This is a genomic window from Pseudomonas sp. ChxA (assembly GCF_030263855.1).
Lineage (GTDB): Bacteria > Pseudomonadota > Gammaproteobacteria > Pseudomonadales > Pseudomonadaceae > Aquipseudomonas > Aquipseudomonas fluorescens_CB.
Genome location: NZ_JARPMK010000002.1, coordinates 264495 through 290491 on the forward strand (window position 1 = coordinate 264495; position 25997 = coordinate 290491).

Here is a 25997-nt window from a genome sequence, read left to right on the forward strand (position 1 = left end):
CAAGGATGGCCCATCGCGGCGGCCCCCCAAATCGCTGTCGGATTGCGGGCATGCCGAGCCTAAGCGAGGCACCGAGTGTTGGGGCGAAGACTTTTTGGTTACTTTTGTGTCTTTACAAAAGTGACCCGCTGTAAGAGCGGAACCATAGGCAGCCGTTACCGCAGCAACGGATATGTACACCACCAAAAGCCGCCATCGCAGGCAAGCCAGCTCCCACACAGAACTATGGCTCCCCTATGGAATTTCAGTCGCCCTTGAGTTCACGCCACATGTGGATCTTGTCGAAGTACTCGATCCCCACCCGCACCGCCAACGGTTCCAGGCCGTACTGAATAAAACCGCAGCGCTGGTACAACGCGAAGGCGGCGTCGTTGCCGGCGGTGACGGTCAGTTGGATCAGTTAAACGCCGGGCTGGCGTCGCGCGGCATCGAGTGCCGCCTCCACCAACTGATGGCCCAGGCCCTTGCGCTGATAAGCCTCAGTCACGTACATGCCGAACAGCGTCACTTTGTGCCGGGCCTTTTCCCGAGGTTCGAAGGCCAGGCCGACAATGCCGGCCAAGACGCCCCCTTCAAAGGCGCCAAGCAAGTAATCCAGTGGGCTCTCAATGCGCTTTTCCCACCAGTTCAACGGCATCCGCGCGCGCTCCGCCACACTCGAGGTAAACGCCTGGGGATAGGCGCCATAAGCCTCCAGCATCAACGCCCGATAAGCCTCGGCGTCATTCACCCCCAGCTTGCGAATCAGCATGCAGTGAGCGACTTTCGGTAAAACGGCAGGATCAAATCGCGGGTCAACGGCGCCAAGTGCAAACCACCCTCACCGGCCGGGTCGATCCAGCGCACTTCTTCAATCTCGGCCGCGGGCGTCACCGGCACGTCGATGTGTACTCGGAACAGCTCGGCTTGCACGGTAAAACCCGGCTCGTTGGCGGCAGGCGCCGAAAATTTGCCCAAGTACACTGCATCACTCGGGGAGATACGCAGGTTAAGTTCCTCGTACAGCTCACGGGCCAGCGCCTCGACGGGTTGCTCACCGGCATCGATCTTGCCGCCGGGCTGCATGAAGGCCTGGGTGCCACGTTTGCGCACCAGCAGGGTTTGGCCGTCGCTGCCGATCAGGAGGGCGGCGGCGATGCGGATAACGGATGGCATTCGAGATCTTCCTTGGATGCAAAGAGCACAAGGATCACATGAGCCACAGGCACGCCGCAATCCAATGTGGGAGCTGGCTTGCCAGCTCCCACAGTTTTAAGCGTGTTCAGCCCAGGATGACTGCGTCTTCCTTGATAAACACACTGTACCGCGCGCCTTCCATGGTCTCGAACGCAATCAACTTGTCCACCAACGGCAGGTTCAGCACCTTGCCGGCATTGAGCAGCAACATGCCGTTGTCGGCATTGAGGTTGCGCGCCAGCACCATGCCCTCTGCCAGCTCGCGGGTGCCCAACACTTTCACGTTGGGGTCGCCCAGGGTCACGTCATTGAGGTAAGTGGCGCAGACCAGTACAAAGTCCTCAACCATCACCGGGTCATACAACCTTCCGGCGTATTTGCGGATGTACAGCAGCGCTTCGTCGCTGTTCATCTGGCGCTCGAGGATCAGGCCTTTTTGCAGCTCGATAAAGTCCACTGCGAGTTTAAGCAGGCGTGAACCGGCGGGAATCGCTTCGCCCTTGAGATGGTCGGGAAACCCGCTGCCATCCCAGCGCTCCTGGTGATGACGAATCAGCCGCGCCGCATCTTTCATCGGTTCCAGGGTCATCAGCAACGATTCACTTTGGGTCGCGTAGGCACGGTAGCGCTCACGGTCGCTGCTGTGCAGCAGGTCCGAGGGCGAGGCCATCATACTGTCGCTCCAGCTCAACTTGCCGATGTTGTAGAGCGCGGCGGCCATGGTCAGGTCACGGTTGCTCGCTTCATCCACGCCGTGGGCAACACACCAAGTGCGCACCAGTTCGATGATCTGCCGGTTGGTTTGCTTGGCGCGCGGCAGGCGCAAGTTGGCCAGCAGCGAGAACACTTCGGTGCCGGTGGCGTAGCTGTGTTTGAGTTCCTCGTAGGCAAGGTCAAGCATATCGGCGGTTTGCTGCAGCTCGCTGGTGCGCGCAACCACGCGCTTTTCCAAGCTGGCGTTGAGTTGCTTGAGTTCATCGTTCTGCTGCTGGATCAGCTGTTCCAGGCGCCCGCGTTCACGCTCGGAATGCTGGTGAGCCAAGGACTGGCGCAGGGCCAACAGCAATTCCTCATCGTTCCAGGGTTTGCTCAGGTAACGGTAGATCTGGCCTTCGTTGATGGCTTTGATGATCAGCGTCAGGTCGGTCTCGCCGGTCAGCAGGATGCGCACGGTGTGTGGATAGTGTTGGTGGATATGCGCCAGCAGCGAGGCGCCGTCCATGTCCGGCAGGCGTGCGGCGCTCATCACCAGGTCGATCGGTTGGCTGGCGAGAAGCGCCAGGGCGTCGGCGGCGCAGGTGGCGCTGTGCAGTTCGAACGGTTCCAGGCGCAGCAACTGCATGAGGCTGTGCAATACGTCCGGGTGGGCGTCAATCAACAGCACTACGGGGCGGTCGGCATCGTTGAAAGTAACGGACTCTCCCATGGGACACCTCGGATCGTCGGTGTGCGGTCCTTATGGTCTGGGTCTGCCTTCCTGGCGTTTACCGAGTAGTTTAGTCGGTTTCTCGGAAAAGTGATGGCGTTACGATATCAGCGCAAAAAAAAGCCGCTCCAGAAACGGCAGCGGCCTTCGAGGTGAAACACAAACGCATCACGCCTCGGCTTTTTTCGGGCTCGACCCAAACGAAGCGAAACGCTTGTTGAACCCGGCAATCCGGCCTTCGACCTGGGTCTTGCGCTGCTGGCCGGTGTAGATCGGGTGCGAGGCGCTGGACACGTCCAGCGGGATGTACGGGTAAGTGTTGCCGTCGCTGTGTGTATGGGTGCGATCGCTGTCGGCGGTAGAGCCGATCAGGAAGAACACATCGGCGGCGGTGTCGTGGAACAGCACGGTGCGGTAGTCGGGGTGAATTCCAGCTTTCATAAGGCCTCCGGGGCGTCTGGGTGCGATTCAAGTGTTATACAGTAACACAAATCATGCGCCCAAACGAGAACCGATTGCAATAAGAATAGGCCGACTGCTTCTATGCCGCTTCCTGGAAGTCCATTTCCGGTGGTTGCTTCGAGAAACCGCGCGTGAGGAAACCCAGGTACACCAAGCCAATCGCCAACCACACCACGCCCAGGTAAATCGCCAAGTGATCAAGGCTGACCATCAGCCACAGGTCCGCCAACAGGCCGATGGTCGGGAATACCAGGAACAGGATCAGCTCACGCACACCGCGCTGTTTGGCGCCGATCCAGTAGTGAAAGATCACCGACAGGTTCACCAGGCTGAACGCCAGGAATGCACCGAAGTTGATGAATGAGGTGGAGGTGGTCACATCGAGTTTCAACGCCAGCAAGGCCACCACCGCACACAGCAGGATGCTGTTGACCGGCGTGCCGAAGCGCGCATGCAAGGTGCCGAAGAATGACTTGGGCAACACGCCGTCGCGGCCCATCGCAAACAACAGCCGCGAACCGCTGGCCTGGGCCGACAGCCCCGAGGCGAACTGGCCAACGATCAGGCCGATCAGGAAGATCGACACAAACAGGTCGCCGCCCACGTTGCGGGCAATCTCGTAGGCCGCCGAATCCACATCGGCGAATTCGAACGACGGGTGAGCGATCTGCACAAAGTACGAGACACCGACGAAGATCAGGCCGCCGATCAGGGTGATCAACATGATCGCCCGTGGGATGGTGCGGCGTGGGTCGCGGGTTTCTTCGGTGAGGGTGCTGACCGCGTCAAAGCCCAGGAACGAATAGCAGGCGATGGCCGCGCCGCTCATGATCAGCGGCATGTGCATCTGGCCGTTGAAGAAAGGGGCGATGGTCCATAGCGGCTTGCTCGCGTCACCACCGATGTAGTGGATGCACAGCGCGACAAACGCGATCAGCACCAGAAATTGCACCAGCATCAGCAGCGCGTTGATGCCATTGGCGAGCTTCAGGCCGATGATATTGATTGCCGTGGTGATACCGATAAAGGCCAGCACCCACACCCACTGCGGCACCGCCGGGAACGCCGAATGCAGGTACGCAGCGCCAATCAGCCAGATGGCCATGGGCAGGAACAGGTAGTCGAGCAACACCGCCCAACCGGCGATAAAGCCCAGCTTGGGGCTGATGGCCTTGCGCACATAGCTGTAGGCGGAACCGGCCACCGGGAATGCCGAGGCCATGCGTCCATAACTCATGGCGGTAAAGAACATCGCCACCAGGGCCGCCAGGTACGCGGCCGGGACCATACCGCCGGTGGATTGCGCGAGGATGCCGAAGGTGCCGAGCACAATGATCGGCGTCATATAGGCGATGCCAAACAGCACCACCGACCCTAACGACAGGGTGCGTTGCAAACGAGCCATGAGCGATTCTCCGCTGATTTATTAGATTTATGGCAGAACTGAAGTCGGTGAAGCGCAAACTATTTTTATGATTGATGCTGCTGTTGTGGCGAGGGAGCTTGCTCCCGCTGGGCTGCGCAGCGGCCCCAAAATCTTAGGGCCGCTACGCGCCCCAGCGGGAGCAAGCTCCCTCGCCACAAGGGGCCAGTCTTAAGCTTGGGGGATCAGCAATTCGCGCGTCCCATCGCTGCGCTCAATCACCTCGCCGGGCAATTTCAAGCGCTGGTCATCCAGGTAGCGGTAGTCCTTGCGAGCCGCCACCAATTGGTCGAGATCCAGCTCGACGGTGAATTGCCCTTCCTCACGCCCCGCTTCAAACAGCAAAGTGCCGATCGGGTCCACCAGGGCGCTGCCACCGGCGAACAACAGGTCGCCGTCGCCCTCTTCGACCCGGTTGACCATCAGCGCAAACGCCTGGTTCTCCTGGGCGCGGGCCATGATCGCGGTGCGGTGCGTAGGGCCGTAAGGGTCCATGTTGCCGTTGGTGACGATCAGCAGTTCGGCGCCCAACTGCGCCAGGGCGCGAGCGGTTTCCGGGAACTCGATGTCGTAGCAAATCAGCAGGCCGACGCGCACGCCGTTCCACAGGCAGGTGGCGTAACGATCGCCAGCGGTGAACACGCCGCGATCCGAAGCCCACAGGTGCGTCTTGCGATAACGCAGGGCGACGCCGTCGGGCGTAATCAGCAAGGTGGTGTTATAGAATTGGCCAGCATCGTGCTCGGCCATGCCGATGACCACGGCGATATTGCGCGCACGGGCCGCCTGGATAACCGCTTGAACGGTTGGGCCATCCACCGGTTCGGCAATAGCGGCGACGGTCTCGGACGACGGGAAGCCCATCAGGTGGGTTTCCGGGAAGACGATCAGTTGCGTGTCGGCGGCGCATGCAGCAATGGCCGCCAAGGCGCGCTCAAGGTTGTAAGCTGTACCGTTATCGCGGCCTGCCAATTGGGCAAATTCGACCTTCATGGGTATTCCTTGTTCTTTATCTGTGCCGCAGTATGCGCAGCCAACACCGGCCAGGGAATTACGCGGCCGAGGTAACCCGATAGGGGTAGATTGATGAGCATGACGCTGCAAGACATCGCCTGGCACCGTTCGGTGGGGCAAATGATAGACGCCCTGGACCAGCCCAATTTCTGGACCCAACTGGTGCGGCTGTTGGACCAATACGTGCCGTCCGACAGTTGGGTGGCCTTGTTGTTCAGCAGTGAGCACCGCCCGCTGGTGTTCGCCGAATGCCCAGGCGCCGACGGTACGCCGGACCATCTGTTCCAGGACTACCTCAACGGCCTGTACCTGCTCGACCCGTTCTACATCGCCAGCCGCGAACACGCGCGCACCGGCCTGTTGCGCCTGGCGGAAGTGGCGCCGGAGCATTTCGAGCTTACCGAGTACTACCAGCGTTACTTTCGCCTGAACGTGGTGGCCGATGAAATCCAGTTCAATTGCCACCTGCCGGACGGGCGCACCCTGTGCCTGTCGCTGGGTTCGAAACAGCGTTTTGACCCACAGCAAATTGCCCTGCTGTCACTGATCCAGCCGTGGGTGGTGAGCCTGCTGCGCCAGCGCCTGCCCCATGAACTGAACCAGGTGAGCGCGCCGCAACCGCCGATTCAAAATGATGACTGGGGCGCACAACTCACTGCGCGCGAGCTGGATGTAGGCCGCTTGATGCTCAGCGGTTGCTCCAGCAAGGAAATCGCCCGTAAGCTGGAAATCTCTGTTGAAACCGTGAAAGTCCATAAGAAACACATGTACAGCAAGCTAGGGATCAAATCCCAGTCGGAGCTGTTCTCGATCTTTCTTCAGGCGCAAAACGCCTAGCCGATGAGTCCGAACCCAAGGAAACCCGTATGAGCCTGTCGTTATTAAGCCGTTACGCCTTCTTTGCCGTGTGCGTTATTTTCACCCTCGCCAGCCTACCTTTTATCGAACATGAGTGGCTGTGGCCCATCACCCTGGTCACCGGCGTCCTCAGCCTGATCGGCCTTTTCGACCTGCTGCAAAGCCCGCACGCGGTGCGCCGCAACTACCCGATCCTGGGCAATATCCGTTACTTGGTGGAAGCCATCCGCCCGGAGATCCGCCAATACCTGCTCGAATCCGACAGCGACGCCCTGCCCTTTTCCCGGGCACAGCGTTCTTTGGTTTACTCACGCGCCAAGAACGAATCCGCCGACAAGCCTTTCGGCACTCTGATTGACGTGTACCAGTCGGGCTTTGAGTTCATCGGCCACTCCATGCGCCCGGCGCCGCTCAGCGATCCCAGCGCCTTTCGCGTGATGGTCGGCGGCCCGCAGTGCACGCAACCCTACTCGGCCTCGGTATTCAACATCTCGGCCATGAGCTTCGGCTCGTTGAGCGCCAATGCGATTCGCGCGTTGAACCAAGGCGCCAAGCTCGGCAACTTTGCCCATGACACCGGCGAAGGCAGCATCAGCCCTTACCACCGTGAAAACGGCGGCGACCTGACCTGGGAACTGGGCAGCGGCTACTTCGGCTGCCGCACCAGCGATGGCCGTTTCGACCCGGAACGTTTTGCCGTGCAGGCGCAGAACCCGCAAGTGCGCATGATCGAAATCAAGATGAGCCAGGGTGCCAAGCCCGGCCACGGCGGGATTCTGCCCAAGCACAAAGTCACCCAGGAAATTGCTGAGACGCGCGGCATCATGATGGGCGAGGACTGCATCTCGCCGTCGCGCCACAGTGCGTTTTCCACGCCCATCGAGATGATGCAGTTCATCGCGCAACTGCGTGAACTGTCCGGCGGCAAACCGGTGGGCTTCAAGTTCTGCCTGGGCCACCCGTGGGAGTTCATGGGCATCGCCAAGGCCATGCTCGAAACCGGCATCCTTCCGGACTTTATCGTGGTCGACGGCAAGGAAGGCGGCACCGGCGCCGCGCCGGTGGAATTCACCGACCATATCGGCGTGCCGCTGCGTGAAGGCCTGCTGTTTGTGCACAACACCCTGGTGGGCCTGAACCTGCGCGACAAGATCAAGCTGGGCGCCAGCGGCAAGATCGTCAGCGCCTTCGATATCGCCAGCGTGCTGGCTATCGGCGCCGACTGGGCCAACTCGGCACGCGGCTTTATGTTCGCCATCGGCTGCATCCAGTCGCAAAGCTGCCACACCAACAAATGCCCGACTGGCGTGGCTACACAAGACCCGCTGCGCCAGCGTGCGCTGGTGGTGCCCGACAAAGCCCAGCGCGTGTTCAACTTCCACCGCAACACGCTGCACGCCTTGGCGGAAATGCTCGCCGCTGCCGGCCTGGATCATCCGTCGCAGTTGTCGGCCAAGCATTTGGTACGGCGCATGTCGGCGACCGAGATCAAACTGTTCTCGCAGCTGCATGTGTTCCTCAAGCCTGGCGAGTTGCTCACCGGCGAGGTGAACGGCGAGTTCTATTCGCGCATGTGGCAGATGGCGCGGGCCGATAGTTTTGAGCCACATGAAGTCGCCGCTGCGTAAGGGACGCCTGCCATGTTGAAAGTCATCGCTGAAGATTTTATCCAGCCTGAACACTTGGACACCGTGCGCCCTTGGTACACCGAACTGGTGGAGAAAACCCGCCTGGAACCACTGTGCATCGCCTACGACCTGTTTATCGATCAAAAAGACCCAGGGCACTTTATCTTTATCGAGCAGTGGCCCGACCAGGCGGCGCTGGACACGCATTGCCAGACGGAACACTTCACCCGGCTGGTGCCGAAAATCAACGAGTACCAGGCCAAACCCTGCCGTGTCTTGCTGATGGACGCGTTCTGAAAACACCCACTCCCTGCTGAACCGGACCACCGACGGCATCGTTGAAACAAGGAGCTTCACATGCCGTTACTCGACTTCAGCGCCATTGCCGCGCAACTGCCCGACAGTTGGAAATCCACGCGACTGGGCCAGGTTGGCCCAGCGCGGATCAAGGTGTTGCGTATGGATGAGCAGCCTTATGAAGAGGAAACCCATGCCTACAATGAGGGGTTATTGGTAGTCAGCGGCCAGTTGTGCCTGAGCATCGGCACCGAGCAAATACACGTTGCTGCCGGCCAGATGTACCTGGTAGAAGCCGGCACTCCTCATGCTGTAAGCCCCGGTAGCTGCGGCACCTTGGTCGTCATCGATGTCTAGAGACATTCAGTAATACCCAGCCTTTGCAATTGCTTACAAATACCGCCAACCTGCGCCCGCCCGACGTGCGGCGTGTGACAACACGCGCATTCGCCTGTCATGACTTAAACCCCTGTTCAAGAGCCCGCTGCCATGCTGAACGGACGCGACCCGCGCATCGATTTTTTTCGGGGCCTGGCGTTGATCTTTATCTTCTGGGATCACGTCCCCCACAACCCACTCGGCCAGATCACCCTGCGTAATTTCGGTTTCAGCGACGCCGCTGAAGTGTTTGTATTCCTTGCCGGTTACGCCTCAGTGCTGGCCTACAGCAAGGTCTTGCAACGCGAAGGCTACTGGATGGCCTGCCTGAAGATCCTGCGGCGCACCTGGGTGCTTTACGTGGTGCATATCTTCTTGCTGGCGATGCTGATGGGCATCGTGTTCTTCGCCAACAGCCATGTGGAAACCCGCGACCTGGTGCAGGAGATGGGCCTGACGCACTTTGTCACCCAACCACAGCAAGCCTTGGTGGATGAACTGCTGCTGCGCTTCAAGCCCAACCTGATGGACCCGTTGCCCTTGTATATCGTGCTGCTGGCCTGCCTGCCGCTGGTGTTGCCGTGGCTCTTGCGCAAAACCTTGTGGGTGGTCGCGGTGTCGATGGCGGTGTACCTGCTGGCGCCACACCTGGGTTGGAACCTGGCCGCGATTGCCGACGGGGTGTGGTACTTCAACCCGGTGACCTGGCAGTTCCTGTTCGTGCTGGGTGGCGCGGCGGCGATTCATGGGCAACAACCCCGCGCGCAGGATAAGCGGCCACTGCTGCGGCAGCCGTTGTTCATGACGGCCGCGACCTACGCATTGATGGCCGGCGTGATCACGATCGGCTGGCGCTGGCCCGATGTGCATGACGCATTGATGCCGCACGCGCTCAGCGAACTGTTGTACCCGATCAGCAAGACCGACCTGTCGCCGGTGCGTCTGCTGCATTTCCTGGCCTTGGCCTATGTCACCGCCAAACTGTTGCCGGGGCGTGCCTGGACGCAAAACTGGCTGGCACAGCAGACCTGCCGGATGGGCCGCTTTTCGCTGGAAGTGTTCTGCCTTGGCGTGTTGTTGGCGCCATTGGCGGACATGGTCAACGCCATGGCCGGTGATGCCTTTGCCATGCAGATTTTTACCGCGCTCGTGGGCGTTGCCTTGATGGCGATGCTGGGCGCCTGGCTGGAGTTCAATAAACGGCTGGACCAATCGACACGCATGGCCACCGCCTGAAAACAAAAAGCCCCGATCAAGGGGCTTTTTGTTGTGCGCCAGGCCGTCAGGCTACGGAGCGTGCCGCCGCATTGGTCGGCTGCAACTTGAACACGTAATACAACACCGTCAGCAGCACCAGGAACGCAGGCCCCACATACAGCGCCACACGCGTATCCGGGAAGTACGCCATCAGGCCCACCACCAGCACCAGGAACGCCAGCGCCAGGTAGGAACTGACCGGGTACAGCCACATGCGGTACTTGAGGGCCGCCGCTTCGGCCGGGCTCAGGCCTTTGCGGAATTTGAGCTGGGCCAGCAGGATCATCAGCCAGGTCCAGATCGCGCCGAAGGTGGCGATGGAGGTCACCCACACAAACACCTGGTCAGGCACCAGGTAGTTGAGCAACACGCCCAGCAACAAGGCGAAGATCGACAGCAGCAGCGCCTTGCGCGGTACGCCATTGCTGGAGGTGGTGCCGAAAGTCGCCGGCGCCTGTCCGTTCTGCGCCAGGCTGTAGAGCATGCGCCCGGTGCTGAAGATGCCGCCGTTGCAGGACGACAGCGCGGCGGTGATCACCACGAAATTGATGATGCCTGCAGCGGTCTTGATGCCCAAACGTTCAAACGTCATCACGAACGGGCTGCCCTGGGTGCCGATTTCATTCCACGGGTAGATCGACAGGATCACGAACAACGCGCCGACGTAGAACAGCAGGATGCGCCAGAACACCGAGCCGATGGCGCTGGGAATAGTCTTCTGCGGGTTGCGTGCTTCACCGGCAGTGAGGCCGATCATCTCGACGCCCAGATAGGCGAACATCACCATCTGCAAGGACATCAACACGCCCTGCACGCCGTTGGGCATGAAGCCGCCGTGAGCCCACAGGTTGGAAATACCCAAGGCCACACCGTCGTTACCGAAGCCAAACGCAATGATGCCGACGCCGCCGATCACCATGGCAATAATCGTGACGATCTTGATCAGCGCAAACCAGAACTCGAACTCACCAAAGGCCTTGACGGCGATCAGGTTGATCGTGCCCATGCTGATCAGCGCCGCCAAGGCCCAAATCCAGCGGGGCGTGTCGGGGAACCAGACGCCCATGTACACCGCCACGGCGGTGATTTCCGCCACGCAGGTTACCAGCCACAGGAACCAATAATTCCACCCCGTGAGAAAGCCCGCCAACGGGCCGAGGTAATCCTGGGCATAACGGCTGAACGAGCCGGCTACCGGGTTATGCACGGCCATCTCACCGAGGGCCCGCATGATCACCAGAATGGCCAGGCCACCGATGATGTACGAGAGCATGATTGCCGGGCCGGCCATCTCGATGGCCTTGGCCGAGCCGAGAAACAGGCCGACACCGATGCAAGCGCCGAGCGCCATCAAACGGATATGCCGTTCACCCAGTTCACGTTTGAGCGGGCCGCCTTGGGCGGTCTCGCCAGGGGGCAGTGGTTTGCCGACAGGCATAGGGAAACAACCTCATTTTGTTATTGGATTGTCCGTCGAGTTTCCAGGAGGCAGGCCGGTAAGCCTGCGCCCTTGTCGAAACCGGGGCCGCCTCATGGACGGGCCCTTCTTGCCGGGCAAGATCAGCGGGGCGTGCAGTATAAAAAGCCGGGAGCAGGGTCTTTCACTATAAAAACCATACAATTCAGTGAAAGACTCGGCCAAAAAGCCACTTTACAGGAGCATCTTACCTGCGTTGAGCGACAAAACGTCGCAACCCACCCTGCATTCACACGCCCTCAAAGAAGATTCCGACAACCCAATCACAATTCCCTCACAGCGATCGCCCAGCGACTAAGCTTCAGGCAAGTCCGATCAATCTGCGTGCAGGATCAATCGACTATGGGCGCACTGTGGCAAACCGAATCGACCAAGGCTGCGAAATTACAAGGCAGTTCGGACCCAGCGCCTTTACCCAAAAATAAACCCAGGCCCCACCCCATGCGGCGCCTGTTCTGGCTGATTGTGTTGATGGTGCTGGTTGCCCTGGGGTTCGCCGCCGCCAAAGAGATACGCACATCCGCCCTGCAAGCCCGGCAACTGAGCCGCCTGGCCCACAACCTCACCTACCGGCTTGAACCCGGCCCCAGCCAGGCAATGGTTTACCCAGGCGCCGGCCCGTTCGACCGCCGCTTGGGCTACAGCGACCTCGGCACCTTTTTGCCGCGCCTGCTCAAGCGTGGTTATGTGATTGAGTCCCAGGTGCAGTTTTCGCCAGCGCTGATGAGCTACGCCGGCCACGGTCTCTTCGTGCCTTACCCGGAGAAAATCCAGGCCGGCCTTTCGATCACCGACTGTCGCGCCTTGCCCCTGTACCAGTTCGAATATCCGCAGCAGCTGTACTCAAGTTTTGCCGCCATCCCGCCGCTGGTGGTCAATAGCCTGTTGTTCATCGAAAACCGTGACATGCTCGACCCCGCCCAGCCGCAGGCCAACCCGGCGGTGGACTGGCCGCGCTTTGCCATGGCGGCCTGGTCGCAAGTCGCGAAGGTATTGCACCTGCCCGGTCAGAGTGCCGGCGGCAGTACCCTGGCCACTCAGCTGGAAAAATACCGGCATTCGCCCGACGGCCTGACCTTGTCCGGCAGTGAAAAATTGCGCCAGATGCTGTCCGCAGGAGTGCGCGCCTACCAGACTGGGCCAGACACCCGCGTGGCACGCCAGAACATCGTGCGCGACTACCTCAACAGCGTGCCGCTGTCCGCCGTGCCGGGGCATGGCGAAGTGCATGGCATGGCCGAGGGTTTGCGCGTGTGGTACGGCGCTGACTTCAAACAGGTGAACCAGGCCTTGAGCGGCAGCGAAAATGATGCCGGCCATGTGCCGCAACGTGGCCTGGCTTTGCGCCAGGTGCTGTCGCTGATGATCGCCCAGCGCCGGCCGTCTCACTACCTGGCCAACGGGCGCGAGGAACTGGCGCAACTCACCGACAGCCACCTGCGCCTGCTGGCGCAAAACGCCGTGATCGACCCGCCGTTGCTCAAGGCTGCCCTGGCATCCCATGTCACTTACCGTGACTGGCAGCAACAGCCGACCGTGCAGCCCATCGACACTAACAAGGGCATCAGCGTTGCCCGCAGCCGCCTCGCTGCTCTGCTCGACCGCCCGCTGTACGACCTCGACCGCCTGGACCTGGCGGCCACCAGCACCTTGCAGGCTGAGCTGCAAAGCCAGGCCACCGACTACCTCAAGCAACTGGCCGACCCCGCCTTCGCCGGCAAAATGGGCCTGCTCGGCGAGCGCCTGCTCACACCGGCCAGCACGCCCCAGGTGCGCTACAGCTTCACCCTGTTCGAACTGACCCCGGATGGCTCGCGGGTGCGCGTGCAAACCGACAACACCGACCAGCCCTTCGACATCAACGAGGGCAGCAAGCTGGAACTGGGTTCCACCGCCAAGCTGCGGGTGCTCACCACCTACCTGCAAATCATCAGCGAGCTGCATGCTCGCTACGCCGCGCAAACACCCGCTGTGCTGAAAAAAACCGAGATCGCCGAGCAGGACCGCATCAGCCGTTGGGCGGTCGATTACCTGATCCAGAACCCCGAAAAATCCCTGGCCAACATGCTCGATGCGGCCCTCGACCGGACCTACTCGGCCAACCCCAACGAAGACTTTTTTACCGGCGGCGGCATGCACCACTTCCACAATTTCCGTAACCAGGACAATGGCCGCAGCCCATCACTGCGAGACGCCTTGCGCGAGTCGATCAACCTGCCGTTTATCCGGCTGATGCGCGACCTGGAGCGCTATGTCACCTACGCAGGCCCCAACAACAGTGCGCAATTGCTCAAGGATGATGACGACCCGCGGCGCCAGGAATACCTGGCCCAATTCGCCGACCGTGAGGGCACCACCTTCCTGCTCAAGTTCTGGAAGAAGTACCAGAAAAAAGACACCCAGGCGCGCCTGGAAACCTTCCTCGATGGGCTGCACCCCACGGCGATCCGCATGGCGGCCGTGCACCGCTACCTGTTCCCCGAGGCTGATCAAGACACCTTCGACCGCTTTGTCCGCTCACATCTGATCAGCGCTAAAACGACCGACAAGCTCACCGACGAACGCCTGCAACGCCTGTACACCGACTACGGCCCCGGCCGCTATGATCTGCCCGATCAGGGCTATATCGCCAAGGTCCACCCGCTGGACCTGTGGCTGCTCGGTTACCTGCTCAACCACCCTGACGCGACCTTCAGCGAAGTGGTCAAGGCCAGCCAATTCGAACGCCAGGAGGTGTACAGCTGGCTGTTCAAGAGCCGCCATCAAAGTGCGCGTGACAGCCGCATCCGCACCATGCTGGAGGTCGAGGCGTTCCTGGATATTCACCAGCGCTGGCAGGCGGTGGGCTACCCGTTCGACCACTTGGTGCCGTCGCTGGCCACCGCGATTGGCAGCTCGGGCGATCGTCCCGCCGCGCTCGCCGAACTGATGGGCATCATCCTCAACGACGGCGTGCGCGGCAAAGTGCTGCGCATCGACAGCCTGCGCTTTGGCGCCGACACGCCTTACGAAACCCGCGTGGTCAACACCCCCGATACGGGTAAACGGGTAATGCCGTCCGAGGTCGCTACCGCGCTGCGCGGCGCGTTATCACAAGTGGTGGATGCGGGCACGGCCAAACGTGTTTCCGGCAGCTTCGTACAGGCCGACGGCACGCCGATGGCCATGGGGGGCAAGACCGGTACCGGCGACAACCGCATCGAAGCGATGGGCGCCGGTGGCCGGGTGATCAGTTCCAAAGCGATCAACCGCACCGCCACGTTCGTGTTCTACATCGGCGAGCGCTACTTTGGCACCCTCACCGCCTTTGTGCCAGGCAGTTCGGCGCAAAACTTCAAGTTCACCTCGGCGCTGCCGGTGCAGGTGCTCAAAGGCATGGCACCGATCTTGACGCCTTACCTGCAAGGCGGCAGTCAGAGCGCATGTCAGCCCTGATCATGACCGTTGGTCGTTTCGGGCTACCGTCAATTTAAGATATATCTTAAGTTGTATCTTAAGTTATATCTTGACGTGACGGAGAGCCTGCAGATGCGACACGAATATCGCAGCGAGTTTGAAAAACGCGGCGGCCGCGGCCCACGGGTATTCGCCCCTGGCGACCTGAAGTTGCTGCTGCCGGCCTTGATCGCCGAACAGCCGTGCCACGGCTACGACCTGATCCGCCAGATCGAAAGCCTCTTCGACGGCGCCTACAGCCCCAGCCCCGGCGTGATCTACCCCACCCTGACCTTTCTCGAAGAGAGCGAGTTGATCAGCGGCGACGCCGAGAATGGAAAAAAACGCTACACAATCACCGACGCCGGTCGTCTCTTCTTAAGCGAGCAAGCCGTTGCCCTAGAAGGCGTGCGCATGCGCATTGATGTCAGCAAGCGCTCGCTGCGTGGCCACGACCGCCCACCGGAAATCCACGAGGCGGTGCATAACCTGCGCCACGCCTTGCACTCGCACCACGGGCGCTGGAGCCCGGAAGAAATCGTTCGTGTCGCGGCGCTGCTCAACGGCACCGCTCAAGCCATTGCCGACGGGAAAGACCAATGAATACTCAAGCTATCCATCGCGTTACCCACGAAATCAAACGCCGCCGCCTGCAAGTGCTGCGGGTGGTAGACATCACCCCACGCATGCGCCGCGTCACTTTGGGCGGGCCGGAACTGGCCGGTTTTATCAGCCTGGGCAGTGACGACCACATCAAGCTGCTGTTCCCCCAGAACGCCGCCGAACAGGCCGCACTGGAAAGCCCCACGTTCAACATCAAGGGCGACGGCCCGCAACCGGCCATGCGCGACTACACGCCACGGCGCTTCGACCTGAGCATCGGCGAGCTGGATATCGACTTCGTGCTGCACGGCGATGGCCCTGCCTCCACCTGGGCCGATCAGGTGCAAGTCGGCCAGCACCTGTACATCGGCGGGCCGCGCGGCTCGATGATCGTGCCGGATATCTTCGACAGCTACTTGCTGATCGGGGATGAAACCGCGATCCCGGCCATCGCCCGTCGCCTGGAAGAATTGCCGGCCGGGCGCAAGGTGCTGGCGGTGATTGAAATCGCCAATGCGGCGGAACAGCAACCACTGAACAGTGCCGCCGATGTGCAGGTGGTTTGGGTGGTGCGCGGCCAGGACGACCTGCTGGAGACGGTGCGCAACCTGACCCTGCCGAGCGGCTCGCTGTACAGCTTTGTCGCGACGGAAACCAAGCTGTCACGCCAGGTGCGCCGCGTGTTGCTGGACACGCACCAGGTCAATGAGGCGTTCCTCAAGGCCGTGGGATACTGGCGTGCCGAGGACAGCGAAGAAGAATAAAGCCCTCAAGTCCACTGAAGATCCAATGTGGGAGCTGGCTTGCCTGCGATGGCGGTGGGTCAGTTGGACAATTTGTTTCTGATGCACCGCCATCGCAGGCAAGCCAGCTCCCACATTTTTACGCTGCCCGTTTAAGAACTTTGTCCAACCCCACCATCGCCAACGCAATCCCAACAAACCCCGCCAAAATCCCCCCGGCATTCACAAACACCTGTGGATAACCGAGGCTGTCCACATCGATGAACGGGTACTGATACTGCCCCAACAAATGCCCGCGCAGCAGCACATAGCCGAAGTACACCAGCGGGTAAATCACCCAACCGCCAATGTGCTTGAAGCGCAACGCGCCCTTGGGCACACAACGCCACCAATAGATCACGAACAGCACCGGCAACACGTCGTGCAACAACTCGTCGGCAATAAATTGAAAGCCGGTGGGGCTCCACAAATGCCGGAGCAACAGGTTGTAGGCCAGGCTCACCACGACGATGCTCGTAGCAATAGCGCTGCTGACGGTAGGCGCCAGGAAGAAGCGCTTTGCCGCCGACTCGCGATTGACCAGTGCATAGCTCAACACCACGACCACCAGGGTGTTGGTCAGCACGGTGAAGAAACTGAAAAAGTTGATCAGCCCGCCCAACAGGCTCGCGCCGGCCTCCCAGCGCGAATAGAAAATCAGGTATTGCTGAATCGCCAGCCCTGTCCAGCCAGCCAGCGCAGCTGTGGCCACATACCGCTTCATGGCCTCAATCCAGCGGGCGTTTGGTACGCATCAGCTTGACGTACAAGCCTTCGACTTTCTCCCGCGCCCACGGCGTTTTGCGCAGGAAGGTCAGGCTCGACTTGATGCTCGGGTCGCTCTTGAAACAGCGCACATCGATGCGTTCGGCCAGCCCGCTCCATTCGTAGTGCTCCACCAACGTGGTGAGGACGTGCTGCAGGGTCACGCCGTGAAGTGGGTCGTTGCTTGTCGCGGTCATGCCAGGCCTTTTGCAAAAAGAGGAAATACAGCCGCGCACCTTAGCCGACGGGGCGTAGAGGTGGAAGCACTGCATTGAATATAGCCCCTGGAAAAAAGTTCCCCTTTTCAGGCAAAAAAGAGATGTTATATTGTAACGATAATTATCAAGCCCGATACCGTTTTAAGCCTTCTCTTTTCTGTGCCGTTTGACCAAGGAATGTTTGATGTCTCTCTCTTCTCTGTGGCGCTTGACCCCGCTCGCCGCCGCCCTGTTGATCTGCTCCGAAGCCCACGCCCTTGAGCTGCAACCGCAAGTCATTACCGGCAACCCGTTGGGCAGCGCACAACTCGCCTCGCCCACCACGGTACTCGAAGGCGACGACCTGACCCTGCAACAAAAAGGCAGCCTCGGTGAAACCCTGAACAAGCAGCCGGGCGTGTCGTCGTCGTACTTCGGCCCAGGCGCCAGCCGCCCGATCATTCGTGGCCAGGACGGCGACCGTATTCGCATCCTGCGCAACGGCGTGGGCGCGCTGGATGCCTCGTCGCTGTCCTATGACCACGCCGTGCCGCTGGACCCGATCAACGTCGACCGCATCGAAATCGTGCGTGGCCCGGCTGCACTGCTGTACGGCGGCAGCGCCATCGGCGGCGTGGTCAACACCTTCGACAACCGCATTCCCACCGAGGCCATCGAAGGCATCCACGGTGCCGGTGAACTGCGTTACGGCGGCGCCGACACCACCCGCAGCAGCGCGGGCAAACTGGAAGCCGGCAACGGCACCTTCGCCTTGCACCTGGACGCGAATGCGCGGCAATTCAACGACCTCAAAATCCCCGGCCAGGCCCGCAGCCGCCATGCCCCAGAGACCGAAGACGGCCCCGGCAAAAGTGGCCGACTGGGCAACAGCGACGGGCGCCAGGATGGCGGCGCGGTCGGCGGTTCCTATACCTGGGACGACGGTTATGCCGGGCTGTCCTACAGCAACTACGACAGCAACTACGGTTCACCCGCCGAGCAAGACGTGCGCATTCGCATGAAGCAGGATCACTACGCCTTTGCGTCCGAGATCCGCAACCTGCAGGGCCCGTTCACCTCGGTAAAACTCGACGCGGGCTACACCGATTACGAACACCGTGAAATCGAAGGCGGCGAAACCGGTACGATCTTCAAGAACAAAGGCTATGAAGCCCGCGTTGAAGCGCGCCACCAGCCGCTCGGCCCGTTCGATGGCGTGGTCGGCGCCCAAGTGACGCGCAATGAGTTCTCGGCTCTGGGCGAAGAAGCCTTTGTGCCGCAGACCGACACCAACGCCGGCGCGCTGTTTATTCTCGAAGAAATGCAGGCCACCGAGCGCCTCAAGCTCAGCCTTGGCGGGCGTGTGGAACACACCAACGTCGACCCGAATGCCAAAGGCAATGCACGCTTTGCCGGTGCCGATAAATCCAATGACTTTACCGCCGGCAGCCTGTCGTCCGGCGCGGTGTACAGCCTTACGCCGGTCTGGTCGCTGGCCGCGACACTGGGCTACACCGAGCGCGCGCCAACCTTCTACGAGCTGTATGCCAACGGCGCCCACGTCGCCACCGGCACTTACGAGTTGGGTGATGCCAACCTGAAGAAAGAGAAAGCCGTGTCCAGCGACCTGGCACTGCGCTTTGACAACGGCACGCACAAGGGCAGTTTCGGCGTGTTCTACAGCCGCTTCTCCAACTACATCGGCTTACTGGGCACTGGGCGCACGCTGAACGATGAAGGTGAAGAAGACGCGGGCGGTATCCCGGAATACAAATATTCCGGCGTGCGCGCACGTTTCGCCGGTTTCGAAGCCCAGGATCACTGGAAGCTGGGCGAAGGCGCCTACGGCAAGTTCGCCCTCGAGCTGTCGGGCGATTACACCCGCGCCACCAACCTGGACACTGGCGAAGCGTTGCCACGTATTGCGCCTCTGCGCCTGAACAGCGGCTTGCTGTGGGAACTGGACCGCTGGCAGGCGCGGATCGACGTGGAACACGCTGCGGGTCAAGGGCGTGTGCCGGATAACGAAAGCGGCACCGACGGCTACACCACCTTGGGCGCCAGCGCCGGTTATCACTTCAATGTGGGTGGCAGCCAATGGCTGGCGTTTGTCAATGGCGAAAACCTCACCAACCAGACCGTGCGCTATGCCAGCTCGATCCTGCGCGATATCGCCCCGGCCCCTGGGCGCAGCGTGCAGTTCGGCGTGCGCACCACCTTCTAGAAAGCAGCGCAACTCCTCTGTTTGAGCCGGCTTCTGTGGGAGCTGGCTTGCCTGCGATAGCAGCACAGCGGTTTCACTGGGGTGCCGAGGTGACGCTATCGCTATCGCACAACGTTAATGTTGAGGCGGTCTTGGGGCTGGGTGGTCGGGGTGCATATCCGTTGCTGCGGTAACGGCGGCCTATGGTTCCGCTCTTACAGCGGGTCACTTTTGCAAGGACGCAAAAGTAACCAAAAAGTCCTCGCCCCAACACTCGGTGCCTCGCTTAGGCTCGGCATGCCCGCAATCCGACAGCGATTTGGGGGGCCGCCGCGATGGGCCATCCTTGGCCCAGCGCGGCTAAACCGGCATCCCTGCCGGTTTACCCCCCAAATCCCTGTCGAATTGCGGCCATCGTGTTTGACGGGGCGATTTCAGATCAAGGTCACGATCAAAAGCGCAGATCAAAAGACCGCTGACTTCGTCATCGAAAAGGATGTAAGGGCCGGAACAACAGCAACAGCAACAGCAACAGCAACAGCAACAGCAACAGCAACAGCAACAGCAACAGCAACAGCAACAGCAACAGCAACAGCAACAGCAACAGCAACAGCAACAGCAACAGCAACAGCAACAGCAAAGCCATACTCGGTCAAAGGTGGGAGCTGGCTTGCCTGCGATGGCATCAACTCTGTGTGCCTGATACACCAAGGTGTCTGCATCGCAGGCAAGCCAGCTCCCACAGAAAAGCAGCTCTTCAGTGTATTCAGATAGGCTTTTGCTTCGCACTTGATCTGGCTTTTGCTTCAACCACTCAGGTCGGCTTTCAGGCCGCCGTGCTGTAGATCTTGATCTTGATCTGCTTTTGATTTTGATCTGAGGCGCCCCGTTAACCACGATGGCCGAACGCAGGCTTGAATCCGTGGGTAACCCGGCAGGACGCCGGGTTAGCCGCGCTGGGCCAAGGATGGCCCATCGCGGCGGCCCACGGATTCAAGCCGGAGTGAGGGCACACCGAGCCTAAGCGAGGGGCCGAGTGGTGGGGCACAGACCTTTTGGTTACTTTTGGGGCGTTTGCCAAAAGTGACCCGCCGTAAGGGCGGAACCCTAAGTAGCCGTTACCGCAGCAACGGATATGTACTCCCCCCAAACCCCAATATTTGTATAGATGCCTATGACGATCACAGGCAAACCAGCTCCCACAAAAGCCAGCCTCTACAGCCATTATGGCAGCGACGTTCTGTCACTGTTACCAGATCTGAAATGATGCATCTCACCAATTACCCTTTCTCAAAACGAGAAGGCGCTTTATCCTTGCCGCAACAAACTGAAACGTTTCACGCCTGCGGTCGATCCCATCTTGCCGAATATTCCCTGCCTAAAAGACAGCGCTGTCTTAAACCGACCCGCGCGTGGGATTCAATCGCCCGCCTGTGGATAACCGACTTATCCCCAGAAAAAACCCAATTTAACGCTGAACCAAGCCCGCGCCGAATCGTCATCTACAGTGAAGCACGGGGTTACATAATTCCAACGTCACGGAGAAACACACTATGAGCACTGATGGTGCTTCAAGCCCAAGCCGCCTGCTGCCCAGGCTGCTAGGCGTCTTGCTGCTGATCATGGGGCTGGCCTTGCTGGCTGGCGGCGTCAAGCTGAGCATGCTCGGCGGGTCGCTGTACTACCTGCTGGCCGGTATCGGCATCGCCCTCACCGGCGTGTTGCTGCTGGCCACCCGCCGCGCAGCGCTGGGCCTGTACGCACTGGTGCTGTTCGCCAGTACCGTGTGGGCACTGTGGGAAGTCGGCCTGGACTGGTGGCAATTGGTGCCGCGCCTGGCACTGCTGTTCGCCTTGGGCATCGTCTTGCTGCTGCCGTGGTTTCGCCGTCCGTTGCTGCGCGGCCAACCCGCGCCGCTGGGCACTGGCGCGCTGAGCGTAGCCGTGGTGCTGGCGGGCGCTGCCGCCCTGGCCAGCCAATTCACCAACCCGGGCGAGATGGTCAAGACCGGCCAACTGGACCGCGACGCGGCGCCAGGCATGGCCAGCGCCGCACCGGCCCAGGCCGATGGCGACTGGAACTCCTATGGCCGCTCGGCCTTCGGTGATCGTTACTCGCCACTGGCGCAGATCACCCCGGAAAACGCCCACAAGCTGGTGCCGGCGTGGACCTTCCGTACCGGTGATATCCCTGGCCCAGGCGATCCCGGTGAAACCACCGCAGAAAACACCCCGCTGAAAGTCAACGGCATGCTCTACGTGTGCACGCCGCACAGCCAGGTGATTGCCCTGGACCCGGACACCGGCAAGGAAATCTGGCGTTTCGACCCGAAGATCAGCACCGAAGGTGCCGCGAACTTCAAGGGTTGGGCGCACATGACCTGCCGTGGCGTGTCGTATCACGATGACGCGGTGTACGCTTCCGAACAAAGCCCGACCGGCACCGCCAGCACTGCACCCGTCAGCGCCGTGTGCCCGAAACGCATTTTCGTACCGACTGCCGACACCCGTCTGATCGCCCTGAACGCCGACACCGGCAAGATGTGCGAAGACTTCGGTGACAAAGGCCAGGTCGACCTGCGTGCCAACATCGGCAGCTTCGCCCCAGGCGGTTACTACTCCACCTCGCCACCGGCCGTGACCAAGAACCTGGTCGTGATCGGCGGTCACGTGACCGACAACGTCTCCACCGACGAGCCTAGCGGCGTCATCCGCGCGTTCGACGTACACACCGGCAAGCTGGTGTGGAACTGGGACAGCGGCAACCCGGACGACACCACCCCGTTGGCCGAGGGCAAGACCTACACCCGCAACTCGCCGAACATGTGGTCCATGTTCAGCGTCGATGAAAAACTCGGCATGCTCTACCTGCCGATGGGCAACCAGATGCCTGACCAATACGGCGGCGACCGTACCGAAGACTCGGAAAAATACAGCGCCGGCCTGACCGCTCTGGATATCGACAGCGGCCACGTGAAGTGGACCTTCCAGTTCACTCACCATGACCTGTGGGACATGGACGTGGGCGGCCAGCCTTCGCTGATCGATATCAAGACCGCTGACGGCGTCAAGCAAGCGGTAATGGCTTCGACCAAGCAAGGCAGCATCTACGTGCTGGACCGCAGCAACGGCAAGCCGGTGGTGCCGATCAACGAAATCCCTGTGCCGCAAGGCGCAGTGGCCGGTGATCACACTTCGCCGACTCAACCGAAGTCCGACCTGAACTTCATGCCGCCGCCGTTGAAAGAACGCGACATGTGGGGCGTGACCCCGTTCGACCAAATGCTGTGCCGGATTGATTTCAAATCCATGCGCTACGACGGTCCGTTCACCCCGCCATCGCTGCAAGGTTCGATCGTTTACCCAGGCAACTTCGGCGTGTTCGACTGGGGCGGCATTTCCGTCGACCCGGTTCGCCAGATTGCTTTCGTGAACCCGAGCTACATGGCGTTCAAATCGAAACTGATCCCGGCGGCCGACATTGCCAAGCAAGGCCCACGCGTCAGCGAAACCGAAGGTGTGCAGCCGAACAAAGGCGCGCCGTATGGCGTGATCCTCGAAGCACTGCTGTCGCCTCTGGGCCTGCCGTGCCAGGCGCCGGCGTGGGGTTACGTGGCGGCGGTCGATCTGACCAACCACCAGACCATCTGGATGCACAAGAACGGCACCGTGCGCGACAGCTCGCCGGTTCCAATCCCGCTGACCATGGGCGTGCCTAGCCTGGGCGGTACGTTCACCACCGCTGGCGGCGTCGCATTCCTCAGCGGCACCCTCGACCAGTACCTGCGTGCCTATGACGTGAAAAACGGCAAGCAACTGTGGGAAGGCCGCCTGCCTGCAGGCGCGCAGACCACGCCGATGACCTACACCGGCAAGGACGGCAAGCAATACGTGCTGGTCATGGCCGGCGGTCACGGCTCGCTGGGCACCAAGCAGGGTGACTATGTGATGGCGTTCAAACTGCCGGATTAAGCTGAAGCGGCGGTAAAACAAAGGCGGCTACCTGATGGGTAGCCGCCTTTTTTATGCCCTATGAGGATCCAATGTGGGAGCTCGAATGCGATCTTTCAGTTAATGCATCAGGTGACTGACACACCGTATTCGCAGGCAAGCCAGCTCCCACAGGAATGTCTGGAGATCAAGGTTTACAACACGACTCTTTCGCGCCGCATCCACATCTCAAACGCCATGGCATTCAGTGGTCGACTGATCAAGTACCCCTGCGCCGTGTCGCACTTCCACTGCCTGAGCAACTTCAGACTGGGCTCGAATTCCACGCCCTCCGCCACTACCTTGAGTCCCAGGTTGTGGCTCATTTCAATGGTCGAACGCACGATCACGCCGTCGCCACTGGCGCTGTCGAGGTTGCGGATAAACGACTGGTCGATCTTCAATTCCTGCACCGGCAAACGCTGCAATTGGGCCAGCGATGAATAGCCCGTGCCGAAGTCATCCACCGACAGGCTGATGCCGCAGCCACGCAGTTGCTCCAGCACCACGAGGGCCTGTTGCGGGTTATGCATGATCGCGCTTTCGGTGATCTCGAAAATCAGTTGCTCGGCCGAGACCTTGTACTGCATCAACAAGGCGGTGACGCGGATGGCCAAGTCATCATCCGCTAAATCATCCACCGAGATATTCACCGAGAGTTGCAGGTGCAAACCCCGTTGCGCCCACTCGGCCATTTGCCGGATCGCCTCCTCTATCGCCCACAAAGTCAGGCTGCCCATGCTGCCAGTGCGCTCGGCCAGCGGAATGAATTCGGTGGGCGACACCTGCCCAAGGGTCGGATGCTGCCAGCGCAACAAGGCTTCCGCCTGGCGCACATGGCCGTGCTTGAGGTCCAGTTTAGGCTGATAACACAGGAATAATTCACCCTCGACCACCGCCCGGCGCAAGTCGCGAATCAAGGTGATCTGGCGCTGGTGCGCCAAGTCACGGTCCTGTTGATAGATCTGCAAATGCCCAGGCAGGCTCGCCGCATCATGCCGGGCAATGGCCGCGCGGCTGATCAACTCTTCGACCTGCTGGCCGTCGGTGGGGTACGCGGCGATGCCGATGCTGACCTCATGGCGCACCTCATCATTGCCGATGCGCTGGGGTTCGGTGAGCAGCCCGTAAAGGCGGTCGGCGCGGGCCACGGCGCGGTCGATCTCGGTGTTCTCCAGCAACAGCAGAAACTCACTGCCGGCGATGCGCGCCGCGGTGTCGCTGGCCAACAGGCTCATGGACAAACACCGGCTGGCTTCACGCAGCATTTCTTCGACGCCCTGAGGGCCAAACCCTTCGTTGATCACCCGGTAGTTTTCGATCCCCACGTACAGCAACACCACCGGCCGCCGCGCACTGATCGCACTGCCCAGGCGCTCCATGGCCAGGGCGCGGTTGGGCAAGCCGGTGAGCGGATCATGCAAGGCGTTATGCGCCAGTTGCCGCTCGCGCACAGCGATACCGCTTTGCATGGCGTTGAAGGCGCGGGCCAGCAAGCCGAATTCGTCGTGGCTGCGCACCCGCACCGGCGTGCGGTAGTCACCGGCACCAATGCGTTCAGCAGCCTCGACCAAGGCATTGAGCGGGCGCGATACACGCCGCGCCAAAAACAATGCGGCCACCAGCGACACCAGCAGCACCGCCAGGGCAATTCCGAGGAACTGCCGGTCCAGCGGCGCAAAGGATTCCAGCGCATGGTCCAGCGGGCTTTGCAGCAACACGCGCACTTGATCGCCATCGCCAGTGTTGGCCAGCGGCAGCACCTGGCTCAGTGCACGTTGCCCGTGAAACACATTGATCTGCGCTTCAGGGTTGGGGTGGCTGTCGCGCATCAGGCTGATGACGGTGTCTTGATAGGCCTCAGGCTGAGTGCTGAACAACTGGCCGACGCGGCCGTCCTGCTCACTGAGGAACGACACTTCAAGGTTGCTCATGGAGCGCAATTCATTGGCGAACAGCTTGTCCATGGGAAAACCCATGACCACGCGGGCGATGGGCTGCGGGTCGAGTACTTCATCCTGCACCAGCAAATACGGCTGCCCGTCCATAGCGACGATGAGCATTTGCTGGCCACTACGCCGCGCATGACGCAGGGCCTGTGCATAAGGAAACACCGCGCCCTGTACCAACACCGGCAAGGTGCTGACCATCACCTTGCCATCCAGGCCGAGGACAAACACCTCGGTGGAGTGGATACCGGTGCCATGCCGGCGCAATGCGGTCAGGATCGAATCGGCTTTGGCGTCGATCACCGCTTGTTTGAAAGGACCGTCCACGGTCAGCCAGTCCAATCCATATTGCAGGCGGCGCCCGCGCAGGTCCAACAGGCGTTCAAAGACTTGGATGCCGGTGTCGAGCTGAACCTGAGCCTGGTTTTCCACGGCGCGAGTGGTGGCGGCCTTGACCGCAAAGTATGTGGCCGCCACCACCACCAGCAACAACAGCGCCAGCACCCCGGCGATGCGGGTCTGGAACGTGTGGCGCCACTGCATGGCCGAACCCTGCGGCCGCGTTCGCCTCTCTGTGCCACTGGGTCCCTTGGTCATACGCATCCCTGACGAGGCTGATCTGGCGTCAAAAAAACATCCATTTAAATTGAATAATTGGTTTTAGCAGATTAGCTGGGA

At 60.7% G+C, this 25997-nt stretch carries 20 protein-coding genes and 1 pseudogene; 10 read left to right on the plus strand and 11 right to left on the minus strand.

All coding sequences use genetic code 11. The features are described 5' to 3' along the window. Positions 1-244: 244 nt before the first annotated feature. The 6 genes and pseudogenes from P5706_RS26910 to P5706_RS26935 form a co-directional block, all read right to left on the minus strand. Positions 245-751 (minus strand): annotated as a pseudogene (locus P5706_RS26910) (GNAT family N-acetyltransferase). Continuing rightward, a complete protein-coding gene (locus P5706_RS26915; protein ID WP_285683127.1) occupies positions 745-1155 on the minus strand; it encodes an NUDIX hydrolase in 411 nt (136 codons plus the stop codon). The pseudogene P5706_RS26910 and the gene P5706_RS26915 overlap by 7 nt, the downstream one beginning before the upstream one ends. Positions 1156-1261: 106 nt before the next feature. Continuing rightward, a complete protein-coding gene (gene nosR / locus P5706_RS26920) occupies positions 1262-2602 on the minus strand; it encodes a response regulator c-di-GMP phosphodiesterase, NosR family (RefSeq protein WP_200434447.1) in 1341 nt (446 codons plus the stop codon). A 168-nt stretch (positions 2603-2770) separates the two neighbouring features. After that, positions 2771-3043 carry a type B 50S ribosomal protein L31 gene (locus P5706_RS26925; RefSeq protein ID WP_058421518.1) on the minus strand — a complete coding sequence of 91 codons (273 nt, stop codon included), beginning with the start codon at positions 3041-3043 and terminating at the stop codon, positions 2771-2773. 100 nt (positions 3044-3143) lie between these two features. Further along, the gene (locus P5706_RS26930; RefSeq protein WP_200434446.1) at positions 3144-4469 is read right to left on the minus strand and encodes an APC family permease; all 1326 of its coding nucleotides are present in this window, start codon (positions 4467-4469) and stop codon (positions 3144-3146) included. 189 nt (positions 4470-4658) lie between these two features. Beyond that, positions 4659-5480: a carbon-nitrogen hydrolase family protein gene (locus tag P5706_RS26935; RefSeq protein WP_285683132.1), complete on the minus strand. Its 822-nt coding sequence runs from the start codon at positions 5478-5480 to the stop codon at positions 4659-4661. A gap of 93 nt (positions 5481-5573) precedes the next feature. Between P5706_RS26935 and P5706_RS26940 the strand changes: the two genes are divergently transcribed. From P5706_RS26940 to P5706_RS26960, 5 genes are all read left to right on the plus strand, one after another. Then, entirely contained in the window at positions 5574-6338 is a 765-nt protein-coding gene (locus P5706_RS26940) for a helix-turn-helix transcriptional regulator (RefSeq protein WP_200434444.1), read from the plus strand. Between the two features lie 29 nt (positions 6339-6367). Then, on the plus strand, positions 6368-7987 hold the full coding sequence (locus P5706_RS26945) for an FMN-binding glutamate synthase family protein (protein ID WP_285683134.1): 1620 nt from the start codon (positions 6368-6370) through the stop codon (positions 7985-7987). Positions 7988-7999: 12 nt separating this feature from the next. Further along, entirely contained in the window at positions 8000-8284 is a 285-nt protein-coding gene (locus P5706_RS26950; RefSeq protein WP_200434442.1) for a putative quinol monooxygenase, read from the plus strand. A gap of 60 nt (positions 8285-8344) precedes the next feature. After that, positions 8345-8641, plus strand: coding sequence for a cupin domain-containing protein (locus P5706_RS26955; RefSeq protein ID WP_200434441.1), 297 nt, complete (start codon positions 8345-8347; stop codon positions 8639-8641). 132 nt (positions 8642-8773) lie between these two features. Further along, positions 8774-9898, plus strand: a complete 1125-nt coding sequence (locus P5706_RS26960; RefSeq protein ID WP_285683137.1) for an OpgC domain-containing protein — start codon at positions 8774-8776, stop codon at positions 9896-9898. 46 nt (positions 9899-9944) lie between these two features. On the opposite strand, the gene P5706_RS26965 is transcribed toward P5706_RS26960, so the two are convergent. Then, positions 9945-11357: an amino acid permease gene (locus P5706_RS26965; protein ID WP_200434439.1), complete on the minus strand. Its 1413-nt coding sequence runs from the start codon at positions 11355-11357 to the stop codon at positions 9945-9947. A gap of 381 nt (positions 11358-11738) precedes the next feature. Between P5706_RS26965 and P5706_RS26970 the strand changes: the two genes are divergently transcribed. The 3 genes from P5706_RS26970 (at position 11739) to P5706_RS26980 (ending at position 16198) form a co-directional block, all read left to right on the plus strand. Further along, positions 11739-14831, plus strand: coding sequence for a transglycosylase domain-containing protein (locus tag P5706_RS26970; RefSeq protein WP_285683140.1), 3093 nt, complete (start codon positions 11739-11741; stop codon positions 14829-14831). Positions 14832-14924: 93 nt separating this feature from the next. After that, a complete protein-coding gene (locus P5706_RS26975; RefSeq protein ID WP_200434437.1) occupies positions 14925-15434 on the plus strand; it encodes a PadR family transcriptional regulator in 510 nt (169 codons plus the stop codon). Next, positions 15431-16198 carry a siderophore-interacting protein gene (locus P5706_RS26980; RefSeq protein ID WP_285683142.1) on the plus strand — a complete coding sequence of 256 codons (768 nt, stop codon included), beginning with the start codon at positions 15431-15433 and terminating at the stop codon, positions 16196-16198. Before P5706_RS26975 ends, P5706_RS26980 begins: the two co-directional genes overlap by 4 nt. Positions 16199-16316: 118 nt before the next feature. On the opposite strand, the gene P5706_RS26985 is transcribed toward P5706_RS26980, so the two are convergent. Both P5706_RS26985 and P5706_RS26990 read right to left on the minus strand, forming a co-directional pair. Next, on the minus strand, positions 16317-16940 hold the full coding sequence (locus P5706_RS26985; RefSeq protein WP_200434436.1) for a Pr6Pr family membrane protein: 624 nt from the start codon (positions 16938-16940) through the stop codon (positions 16317-16319). 4 nt (positions 16941-16944) lie between these two features. Further along, positions 16945-17178, minus strand: a complete 234-nt coding sequence (locus P5706_RS26990; RefSeq protein WP_010212838.1) for a VF530 family protein — start codon at positions 17176-17178, stop codon at positions 16945-16947. A 205-nt stretch (positions 17179-17383) separates the two neighbouring features. Here P5706_RS26990 and P5706_RS26995 point away from each other — a divergent pair, with 205 nt between their 5' ends. Further along, positions 17384-19402, plus strand: coding sequence for a TonB-dependent receptor (locus tag P5706_RS26995; protein ID WP_285683145.1), 2019 nt, complete (start codon positions 17384-17386; stop codon positions 19400-19402). Positions 19403-19865: 463 nt separating this feature from the next. On the opposite strand, the gene P5706_RS27000 is transcribed toward P5706_RS26995, so the two are convergent. Next, positions 19866-20027, minus strand: coding sequence for a hypothetical protein (locus tag P5706_RS27000; protein WP_285683147.1), 162 nt, complete (start codon positions 20025-20027; stop codon positions 19866-19868). Positions 20028-20934: 907 nt separating this feature from the next. Here P5706_RS27000 and P5706_RS27005 point away from each other — a divergent pair. Then, the gene (locus P5706_RS27005; protein ID WP_200434654.1) at positions 20935-23352 is read left to right on the plus strand and encodes a glucose/quinate/shikimate family membrane-bound PQQ-dependent dehydrogenase; all 2418 of its coding nucleotides are present in this window, start codon (positions 20935-20937) and stop codon (positions 23350-23352) included. A gap of 173 nt (positions 23353-23525) precedes the next feature. Here P5706_RS27005 and P5706_RS27010 read toward each other — a convergent pair whose 3' ends face one another. Further along, the gene (locus P5706_RS27010; protein ID WP_285683150.1) at positions 23526-25862 is read right to left on the minus strand and encodes a putative bifunctional diguanylate cyclase/phosphodiesterase; all 2337 of its coding nucleotides are present in this window, start codon (positions 25860-25862) and stop codon (positions 23526-23528) included. Between the last annotated feature and the right edge of the window lie 135 nt (positions 25863-25997).